General features: G+C 70.0%; 10 protein-coding genes and 1 tRNA gene. 5 read left to right on the forward strand and 6 right to left on the reverse strand.

Annotated elements, in window-relative coordinates; genetic code table 11:
• The 3 genes from VGB60_RS09360 to VGB60_RS09370 form a co-directional block, all read right to left on the reverse strand.
• Positions 1-825, reverse strand: an 825-nt coding sequence (locus tag VGB60_RS09360; RefSeq protein ID WP_331037999.1) for a TonB-dependent receptor plug domain-containing protein, incomplete at its 3' end; no start/stop codon positions are given.
• Between the two features lie 245 nt (positions 826-1,070).
• Positions 1,071-1,835: a methyltransferase gene (locus VGB60_RS09365; RefSeq protein WP_331038000.1), complete on the reverse strand. Its 765-nt coding sequence runs from the start codon at positions 1,833-1,835 to the stop codon at positions 1,071-1,073.
• A gap of 143 nt (positions 1,836-1,978) precedes the next feature.
• Positions 1,979-2,055, reverse strand: a tRNA-Arg gene (locus tag VGB60_RS09370).
• A 139-nt stretch (positions 2,056-2,194) separates the two neighbouring features.
• Here VGB60_RS09370 and VGB60_RS09375 point away from each other — a divergent pair.
• A complete protein-coding gene (locus VGB60_RS09375) occupies positions 2,195-3,484 on the forward strand; it encodes a hypothetical protein (RefSeq protein ID WP_331038001.1) in 1,290 nt (429 codons plus the stop codon).
• Between the two features lie 113 nt (positions 3,485-3,597).
• Here the strand turns inward: VGB60_RS09375 and VGB60_RS09380 are convergent, their stop codons facing one another.
• Both VGB60_RS09380 and VGB60_RS09385 read right to left on the reverse strand, forming a co-directional pair.
• On the reverse strand, positions 3,598-4,386 hold the full coding sequence (locus VGB60_RS09380) for an SDR family oxidoreductase (protein WP_331038002.1): 789 nt from the start codon (positions 4,384-4,386) through the stop codon (positions 3,598-3,600).
• Positions 4,386-4,685, reverse strand: coding sequence for a 4a-hydroxytetrahydrobiopterin dehydratase (locus tag VGB60_RS09385; protein ID WP_331038003.1), 300 nt, complete (start codon positions 4,683-4,685; stop codon positions 4,386-4,388). The genes VGB60_RS09380 and VGB60_RS09385 overlap by 1 nt, the downstream gene beginning before the upstream one ends.
• A gap of 340 nt (positions 4,686-5,025) precedes the next feature.
• Here VGB60_RS09385 and VGB60_RS09390 point away from each other — a divergent pair, with 340 nt between their 5' ends.
• From VGB60_RS09390 to VGB60_RS09405, 4 genes are all read left to right on the forward strand, one after another.
• Positions 5,026-5,733: a Crp/Fnr family transcriptional regulator gene (locus VGB60_RS09390; RefSeq protein WP_331038004.1), complete on the forward strand. Its 708-nt coding sequence runs from the start codon at positions 5,026-5,028 to the stop codon at positions 5,731-5,733.
• Between the two features lie 61 nt (positions 5,734-5,794).
• The gene (locus VGB60_RS09395) at positions 5,795-6,580 is read left to right on the forward strand and encodes a class I SAM-dependent methyltransferase (protein WP_331038005.1); all 786 of its coding nucleotides are present in this window, start codon (positions 5,795-5,797) and stop codon (positions 6,578-6,580) included.
• Entirely contained in the window at positions 6,568-8,166 is a 1,599-nt protein-coding gene (ubiB, locus tag VGB60_RS09400; RefSeq protein ID WP_331038006.1) for a 2-polyprenylphenol 6-hydroxylase, read from the forward strand. Before VGB60_RS09395 ends, ubiB begins: the two co-directional genes overlap by 13 nt.
• A 23-nt stretch (positions 8,167-8,189) precedes the next feature.
• The gene (locus VGB60_RS09405) at positions 8,190-8,678 is read left to right on the forward strand and encodes a hypothetical protein (RefSeq protein WP_331038007.1); all 489 of its coding nucleotides are present in this window, start codon (positions 8,190-8,192) and stop codon (positions 8,676-8,678) included.
• Positions 8,679-8,680: 2 nt separating this feature from the next.
• Here VGB60_RS09405 and arfB read toward each other — a convergent pair.
• A partial coding sequence (gene arfB / locus VGB60_RS09410; RefSeq protein ID WP_331038008.1) for an alternative ribosome rescue aminoacyl-tRNA hydrolase ArfB occupies positions 8,681-8,974 on the reverse strand: 294 nt, incomplete at its 5' end.

Here is an 8,974-nt window from a genome sequence, read left to right on the forward strand (position 1 = left end):
ATCCCTGAAGAGGCGATTGTCATAAACGGCGTCGTTGGAGGCGGAGGCTGGATCGGCGTCGTCGCCTACAAGACCCCAGGCGTCCCTGAGCCAGTCCACGTCGCGGTAATAGACCGGGTCCTGGTTCTCGTACTCGCCGAACGCATAGACGTTCAGACGATCCTCAAGCAGGTTAGCGCCGGCCAGAACGGAGAAGCGCGTCGAGGCCTGTCCGTCCTGATTGATCATGCCGTAGGCGGCGTCTATTTCGAGGCCTTCGAAATCCTTGCGGAGCTGGAAGTTCAGGACACCGGAAACGGCGTCAGCCCCGTAGACCGACGAAGCGCCGCCGGTCACGATCTCGATGTTCTCGATCAGCAGGCGGGGAATGGTGTCGACGTCGACGGCCAGCGAACCGGGATTGGATCCCACGTGCCGACGACCATCAACGAGCGTCAGGGTACGTCCGGCGCCGAGGGCGCGCAGGTTGGGAAGGGACAGGCCGCCGATGCCCAAAGAGCCGACGGTGTCGGTCGGGACCTGAGAGTTGGACAGCGCCGGGATGGTGGCGAGGAAGTCGATCACGGTCGATTGACCGGTCGAAAGCAGTTGTTCCCGCGAAATCTGGATGACCGGCGTGGGCGCGTTGGTCGGATCGCGCCGGATGCGCGACCCGGTGACGACGACTTCCTCGATCACGGTCGCGTCCTGGGGCGGTTGGGGCTGACCGGTCGCCGCCGGCTGCGTCGTCTGCGCCATGGCCGGCGCGGCGGCGAGGGCGAGGGCGAGGCCTCCGACCATGGTTCCGGCCAGCAGCAGCCGGCGATCGCTTGTCGTAACCCGCATCTTGTCATCTCCAGATCAGCAGTGATTGCGCGAGCGCCCGATCCTGACGGGCGCGCTGTCGAACATCATGCATAGCAATGATCTATGGGAGAGGAAGCACATCTGAGTTCCCGGCCGTATTTCGGCAGCAACATGTGCTTTATGTAGCGCGGGTTTATTGATTAGACTTAGGCAACTACTTACCCGATTGTCACCTAGCATTGTAACACTGCGGCAACATTGAGATCGTTGAGTGCGAGCTGACCTTAGGCCGGCTTGCGGAACCGCAGCAGGAACTGGTCGGTCGAGCCGCGGATGGCGGGGTCGTAGACGCCCGCGGTGCGGGCGTCATCGGGCCGGCGCAGGATGTCGCTTTCGGCTTCCAGCACGAAGCCGGCGGCGAGGACCTCGGCCTTGACCGTCTCGATGTCGATCCGGTGCAGGTCGCTGGCGCGGGACGCCCCGACCCCCGCCGGCGCGTGGTGATCGATGACGACGAAGGCGCCGCCGGGCTTGAGCGCCGCGAATACGGCCCGGTTCACCGCCGCGACGTCGGCCGGACCCATGATGTCGGCGTGCAGGTCGTGGTAGTTGAGGGCGGTGAAGACCAGATCGACCGGCGCCGGCGCGGCGACGGCGTCGATGGGCGCCACCGACGTCTGAACGTTGCCGAGGCCGGGTTCCGACGGCAGGGCCTCGACCGTCGTCCGGCTGTTGGGGAACCGCGTCGCGATCTCCTGCGGCTGGAAGGCGTGAATGCGGCCCTGGGGACCGACCGAGCGCGACAGCAGGCGCGTGAAGTAGCCGCCTCCGGGCATGATCTCGATCACGCTCATGCCCGGCCTGACGCCGGCGAAGGCCAGGGTTTCGGCCGGCTTGCGCCCCGCGTCGCGCGCCCGGTCGCGGTCCGGCCGGGCTTCGGAGGCGACGGCGGCGGCGATGGGGTCGGCGCCGCTCTGGCTTGCGACCGGCAAGGCGGCGCCCAACAGCAGGCCGGCCGTCATGGCGGCGATCGTCAGCTTGTTTCGCATCACGCCCTCGATGAAAGGGGGCGATATTCGCGCACGGCCGGATCGCGGCCCAACCCGCTTCGCAGCGGAGATCGGGGTGTTGGTGGATTCCGTCCCGCCGGACGCGGAGATCGCGGCGAGGCGGCCGACCTGATCGGAGAGAATGGCGCACCCGAGAGGATTCGAACCTCTGACCCCTGCCTTCGGAGGGCAGTACTCTATCCAGCTGAGCTACGGGTGCGTCTGTCGGCGAAAACGCCGGGACGAAGGGCCTTACAGCAGGAGCGCGCCGCCCTCAACCCGCCTGGGCGCCGGGGCGGCGGCTTTGCGGGGCCGGCCGGTTGATCTAGCGTGCGGGCGCTTCGCCGATGGAGGTTCCGATGCGCGCCCTGCTGTTTGGATTGCTGATGCTGGTCGCGGCCTGCGCCACGCCGCCGGCCCCCGCGCCCGATGCGAGCGGCGACAGCCTCGACGCCATCGCCCGGGACTATGTCGCCCTGATCCTCGAGATCGGGGAGCGCGAGCCAGGCTATGTCGACGCCTATTACGGCCCGCCCGCCTGGCAGGAGGCGGCCAAGGCCAACCCGCGCACCGTGCCGCAGCTGATCCAGGGCGCGGCCAGCCTGACCAACCGGCTGGAGGCGGTGTCGACCGTCGGCGCCGAGCGCGAGGTGGTGCAGCGGCGCAAATACCTGCTGGCCCACGTCTCGGCCGCCGCCGCCCGCCTGCGGATGCTGTCGGGCGAGACAATGAGCTTCGCCGACGAGGCCGAGGCGCTGTTCGGCGTCCGGCCCGAACTGCGGCCCCTGACCGACTACGACGCGGTCCTGGCCGAGATCGACGCCCTGCTGCCGGGGCCCGGCTCGCTGACCGACCGGTTCACCGCCTTCAAGTCGCAGTATGTGATCCCGCGCGACCGGCTGCAGCCGGTGTTCGACGCGGCCATCGCCGAATGCCGCGCCCGCACCGTCCGCCGCATCGGCCTGCCGGCCGACGAGAGCTTCACCATGGCCTTCGTCAGCGACAAGCCGTGGTCGGGCTACAACTATTACCAAGGCGGCTCGAAATCGAAGATCGAGATCAACGCCGACCTGCCGATCTATACCGAGCGGGCGATCGATCTGGGCTGCCATGAAGGCTACCCGGGGCACCACGTCTACAACGCCCTGCTGGAGAAGACCTTCGTCACCGAGCGCGGCTGGGTCGAGATGAGCGTCTATCCGCTGTTCTCGCCGATGAGCTTCGTGGCCGAGGGGAGCGCCAACTACGGCATCGACCTGGCCTTCCCGGGCGACGAAGGCACGGCGTTCGAGCGGGCGGTGCTGTTCCCGCTGGCCGGGCTGGACCCGTCGACGGCGGACCGCAAGGCGCAGCTGGGCCGTCTGACGCGGCGGCTGGCGCGGGCGGAATACACCATCGCCGACGCCTATCTGGCGGGGCGGATCGGGCGCGAGGAGGCGCAGACGCTGCTCGGGAAATACACGCTCGCCGAACCGGCGCGGGCGGCCCAGCGGCTGCGCTTCATCGACACCTACCGCAGCTACATCATCAACTACGGCCTCGGCCGCGACGTGGTGCAGGCGTGGGTCGAACGGCAGGGGCCGGACCGGTGGGACGCGATGGAGACGCTGCTGGCGAGCCAGATATTGCCGGCGGATTTGGTTCAGTGAGGGATTAGGGATGAGGGATTAGGGATGAGGATGTTGATCGGGGAGGCGCCGAGCGGATCGCCGCGGACTCCCCTTATCCCTAGTCCCTAATCCCTCGTCCCTCATCCCTACCCTCACTGCGCCAACATCCCCCCGTCGATCTTGAACTCCGCGCCGGTGACGAATTTGCTCTCGTCGGACGCCAGATAGAGAACGCAGTAGGCCACGTCGTTCGGCTCCCCGATGCGCTTCAGGGGGATGCCGCGCGAGAGGCGTTCGTGGGCCTTGGCCTCGTCGCCGCCGGCCATGGCGATGAAGGGATCGAGGATCGGGGTCTTGATGAAGACGGGATGGACCGAGTTGCAGCGGACGTTCCAGTCGCCCTTTGCGGCCTCGAGCGCGACCGTCTTGGTGTACATCCAGACCGCCGCCTTGGTGGCGTTGTAGGCGCCCATGCCCGGCGCGGCGGCCAACCCCGCGACCGAGCTGATGTTGACGATCGAGCCGGCGCCGGACGCGCGCAGGTGCGGCATGGCGTGCTTGCAGCCGAACATCACGCTCTCGACGTTGACCGCCTGGACCCGGCGCCAGTTCTCCAGCGTGTCCTGCTCGGACCAGACGAAGTCGCAGCCGATGCCGGCGTTGTTCACCAAAATCGACAGCCCGTCCATGTCGGCGACGGCGCGCTCGACGACGGAGACCCACGCGGCCTCGTCGGTGACGTCGTGGGCGTAGGCGAAGGCGGCGGCGGGCAGCTCCGCATTGATGGCCGCCGCCAGCGCCTCGGCGCCGCCGGCGTTCAGGTCGGTGACGGCGACCCTGGCGCCTTCCCGCGCCAGCATCCAGGCCATGGCCTCGCCGAGACCTCCGGCGGCGCCGGTGATCAGGGCCTGTTTGCCGGCGACACGTCCCGGCCGCGCCATCAGCGGCCGCCCATGGCGGCGGCGGCTTCGTCGATGAAGCGGGCCAGATCGACGTCCCTGGCCGTGACGCCATCGGCGTCATGGGTGGTCAGCAGCACCTCGACCCTGTTGTAGACGTTCGACCATTCCGGATGGTGGTCCGCCTTGTCGGCGTAGAGGGCCACCCGGGTCATGAAGCCGAAGGCGGCGTTGAAGTCGGCGAAGGTCAGACGGCGCTCGATCGCGGGCCGGTCGCCCTCGTGCGCGCGCCATGCCGGCAGGCCCTTCAGGGCTTCCGCAACATCAATCCGATCGACCATGTCCGTCCTCCGTCGATCCGGCGTATCGCGCGGGGGCGGTGCAGACAAGCGGTCGGCTGGACGGAGGATGCCGCGCGCATCGCTGGTTCGACACGAAGGCCACGAAGGCCACGAAGGCCACGAAGGCCACGAAGGCCACGAAGGGTTCGAGCGCGAGGCGCCGCAGGCGTTCAACCCCATCGTAAAAGATGAGGCGCTGCGCGCGGAACGGCGCCGGCCTCTTCGTGTCCTTTGAGTCTCCTCCTTCGTGTTCTTCGTGACGAACCTACCGGCTCGGCCGCGCGGAACGCACGACGAAGCGAGGGCGTTAACAAGCGTCGCTATTCGGACGGAGGGTGTCATGGACAATATGTGGATCGCCGCGCTCGACCCCGCCGACCGGAAACGGATCGAACCGCACCTGCATGAGCGGCCCTTCGCCCAGGGCCAGATGCTGTACGACGCCGGCGAGGAGGTCTCGGAGGTGTGGTTCCCGATGAGCGGCGTGGTCTCGCTGATGACGGTGGTCGATGGCGACCGCCTGGTGGAGACCGCCGCCATCGGCCGCGAGGGGCTCGTCGGCGTGACCTGCGGCCCCCTGAACGCCCGCGCCGCCAGCCGCGCCATCGCCCAGGTCGAGGGCGTTTCGGCCTGCTGCCCCGCCGACGTCTTCGCCGACGCCCTGTCGAAGAGCGAGCACATGCGGACGGCGCTGGCCAAATTCACCGAGAGCCTGTTCGCCCAGGTGCAGCAGGTCGCGGCCTGCAACGCCCAGCACCGGCTGGACGAGCGGCTGGCGCGCTGGCTGCTGACGATCCACGACCGGGCCGACGCGGACCGCTTCGTCCTGACCCAGGCGGACATCGCCGGCATGCTGGGCGTGCGACGCGCCACGGTGTCGGAAGTTGGATCAGAGCTGGAGGACAAGGGTCTGATCCGGCGCGGCCGCGGCTGGGTCGAGGTCACCGACCGGCCGGCGCTCGAAAAGGCCGCCTGCGGTTGCTACGGCGCCATGCGCGGCGTGCTGAAGGATCTGGGCGTGCCCAGGCCCACGGCCGGCGCCGCCTGAGCCCGCCGCCGCGACCACGCGGCCCGGTGACGGGGCGGCGGGGCTGCGCTAGACCGCCAGCATGACCAGCCCGGCCGCCGACGGCGATCCTTCGCCCAAGACATCCTCCTTCGGCTTCCGCGATGTCGAGGCGACGGAGAAGGTGCGGCTGGTGCGCGGCGTGTTCGACAGCGTGGCCTCGAACTACGACCTGATGAACGACCTGATGAGCGGGGGCGTGCACCGGCTGTGGAAGGACGCGGCGGCGGCGAAGCTGAACCCGCGCCCGGGCGAGACCATCCTCGACGTGGCGGGCGGAACCGGGGACATGGCGCGCCGCTATGCCAAGATGGCGCGGGCGGCCCAGCAACGGCGAGGCGGGCCCGACGCCTCGGTGATCGTGCTGGACTACAACGCCGAGATGATCATGGCCGGGGTCGGCAAGGGCGGCGAGCCGGAGATGCAGTGGAGCGTCGGCGACGCCATGGCCCTGCCCCTGCCGGACGCGTCGGTGGACGCCTATTCGATCAGTTTCGGCATCCGCAACGTGGCCGACATCCCGCAGGCTCTAGCCGAGGCGCGGCGCGTGGTGAAGCCGGGCGGCCGGTTCCTGTGCCTCGAGTTTTCCCGCCCGACCGCCTCGGCGATCCGCCGGGCCTATGACGCCTGGTCCTTCCACGCCATTCCCCGCATCGGCGGCTGGGTCGCGGGCGACCGCGACAGCTACCAGTACCTCGTCGAGAGCATCCGGCGCTTCCCGGACCAGCCGACCTTCAAGGCCATGATCGAGGCCGCCGGCTTCAGCCGCGTCAGCGTGACCAACCTGTCCGGCGGCGTGGCGGCCATCCACCACGGGTGGGCGATCTGACGCGCCGGATCGATCCCGCGACGCCGCCGCCGCCGCCGCCCACCGTGCCGGTGCGCCGGCCGCTGGAGGCGTGGCTGCGGCTGATGGGTTGGGGCTGGGTGCTGGTGCGGCACGACGCTCTGGTCCCGCGCGAGATCACCCATCTGCTGCCCGTCTGGGTGCGCTGGATCGCCCATCTGCTGCACGCCTTCGCCGGGCGCGAGGGCCGCGACGGCCGCCCCGGCCAGCGTCTGGGCCGGGCGTTCGAACACCTCGGACCCGTCGCCATCAAACTGGGGCAGGTGCTGGCCACGCGGGCCGACATCTTCGGCGTCGAGTTCGCGCGTGATCTGGGACGGCTGAAGGACGCGCTTGCGCCCTTCCCTGTCGATCAGGCCCGGCGCGAGGTTGAGCGGTCGCTGGGCCGCCCGGTCGAGAGCCTGTTCACGGACTTCGGCCCGCCCGTGGCCGCCGCCTCGCTGGCGCAGGCCCATCCGGCGTGGCTGGCGGACGGCCGCAAGGTGGCGGTCAAGGTGCTGCGGCCGGGGATCGAACGGCGGGTGGCGCACGGGCTGGATTCGATGCGGCTGGCGGCGCGGCTGGCGGTGCGGTTCGTTCCTCTGGCCCGGCGGCTGGAGCCCTCGGCCTTTGTCGAGACCATCGCCCGGGCGCTGCAGCTCGAGCTGGACATGCGGCTGGAGGCGGCGGCGGCGTCGGAGCTGAAGGACATCCTCGACAAGGTACGCGAGGGCGGCGGCGGTCATATGAGCGCGCCGGCGGTGATCTGGGACGGCGTCGGCAAGCGGGTGCTGACGCTGGAGTGGGCCCCCGGCCTGCCGATGACCGATCCGCTGGCGGCGGAGCAGCCGGGCCTCGACAAGAACGCGCTGGCCGACAACGTGGTGCGCGCCTTCCTGACCCAGGCGCTGGACTACGGCACCTTCCACGCCGACCTGCACGAGGGGAACCTGTTCTGTCAGGCGCCCGCGGAGGTGACGGCGATCGACTTCGGCATCATCGGGCGGCTAGGGCCGGGCGAGCGCCGCTACCTGGCGGAAATCCTGTGGGGCTTCCTGAGCCGCGACTACGACCGCATCAGCCGGGTGCATTTCGAGGCCGGCTATGTCCCCCCCGAGCACTCGGTCGAGGCCTTCGCCCAGGCGCTGCGCGCGGTGGGCGAGCCGGTGATCGGCAAACAGGCGTCGCAGGTGTCGATGGGCCGGCTGCTGGGCCAGCTGTTCGAGATCACCGACCTGTTCGACATGCACCTGCGGCCCGAGCTGATCCTGCTGCAGAAGACCATGGTCTCGGTCGAGGGCGTGGCGCGGCGGCTGAATCCGGATCACGACCTTTGGGAGGCGGCCCGGCCGATCGTCGAGCGCTGGATCCGGCGCGAGCTGGGGCCGCAGGCGCAGGTGCGCGACGCCCTTGAGGAAGTCCGCGCGACGCTGAAGGCGCTGTCGCGGCTGGCCCAGGATCCGCCCCGGCCCCAGACCGTCATCATCCGCGAGACCCGCAGCCCGGCCTGGGCCGTCGTCGGCGTGACGCTGGCCCTGGCGGCCTCGGCCGCCGCCCTTGTTCTGTCGCTTTGGCCCGCCATCCTCTGACGAACGCCGGAGAGTTCCCCGCCATGAAGTTGCTATTGACCGCCGCCGCCCTGCTGCTCGCGCCCGCCGCCCACGCGCAGGTCGCGGCCGGCTCCGTGCCCAACACCTTCGACCGTCCGGCGGCCGCCACGCCGGCGCCCGCGCGCGCCGCCGCACCCGCCGCCACGGCTCAGGCCGCTCCCGCCGCTCCGGTCTCCGCGACGCCGGCCAACGCCCGCTCGGAAGAAGTCCTGCGCGAGATCATCGGCGGGGCCCAGGCCGGGACCATGCCTTACGCGTTGATGACCGAGGATCTGGCCGGCAAGGTGCGGGCGCAGGAAGCCACCGTGCTGCCGCTGCTCCGCGGCTTCGGCGCGGTTCAGGCGCTGGACTTCACCGGCAGCCAGAGCGGCGCCGACATGTTCGCGGTGGTCTTCGCCAACGCCTCGACCGAATGGATCATCGGCATGGACGAGGCCGGCAAGGTCGCGGCCCTGCTGTTCCGCCCGGCGCAGGCGTCCACGGCGCCCTAGGCCTAGTCATCGCCCTGGGGCCGGCCGCGGCCGCTCTTGATGGTCGAGCGTTTGGCCTTGCCGTCCAGCCGGCGCTCCTTCGAGGCGCGGGTCGGCCGGGTCGGCACGCGATAGACCGGGGCGACCGACGCCTTGTCGATCAGAGCCTGAAGCCGTTCGACGGCGTCCGCCCGGTTGCGCTCCTGGGTCCGATGGCGGACGGCGGTGATCAGGATCACGCCGTCCAGCGTCAGCCGGCTGCCCGCCAGCTTCATCAACCGCGCCCGCACGGGCTCGGTCAGCGACGGCGAGTTGCG

Origin of the sequence: Brevundimonas sp. (assembly GCF_036399195.1) — a bacterium.
Taxonomy (GTDB): Bacteria; Pseudomonadota; Alphaproteobacteria; order Caulobacterales; family Caulobacteraceae; genus Brevundimonas.

What these genes read in the sequence shown, in the direction of transcription:
- VGB60_RS09365 (WP_331038000.1), bottom strand. Translation starts at nt 1,835, where the DNA reads ATGCGAAACAAGCTGACGATCGCCGCCATGACGGCCGGCCTGCTGTTG.
- VGB60_RS09385 (WP_331038003.1), bottom strand. Translation starts at nt 4,685, where the DNA reads ATGGTCGATCGGATTGATGTTGCGGAAGCCCTGAAGGGCCTGCCGGCA.
- VGB60_RS09380 (WP_331038002.1), bottom strand. Translation starts at nt 4,386, where the DNA reads ATGGCGCGGCCGGGACGTGTCGCCGGCAAACAGGCCCTGATCACCGGC.
- VGB60_RS09405 (WP_331038007.1), top strand. Translation starts at nt 8,190, where the DNA reads ATGAAGTTGCTATTGACCGCCGCCGCCCTGCTGCTCGCGCCCGCCGCC.
- VGB60_RS09390 (WP_331038004.1), top strand. Translation starts at nt 5,026, where the DNA reads ATGGACAATATGTGGATCGCCGCGCTCGACCCCGCCGACCGGAAACGG.
- VGB60_RS09395 (WP_331038005.1), top strand. Translation starts at nt 5,795, where the DNA reads ATGACCAGCCCGGCCGCCGACGGCGATCCTTCGCCCAAGACATCCTCC.
- VGB60_RS09375 (WP_331038001.1), top strand. Translation starts at nt 2,195, where the DNA reads ATGCGCGCCCTGCTGTTTGGATTGCTGATGCTGGTCGCGGCCTGCGCC.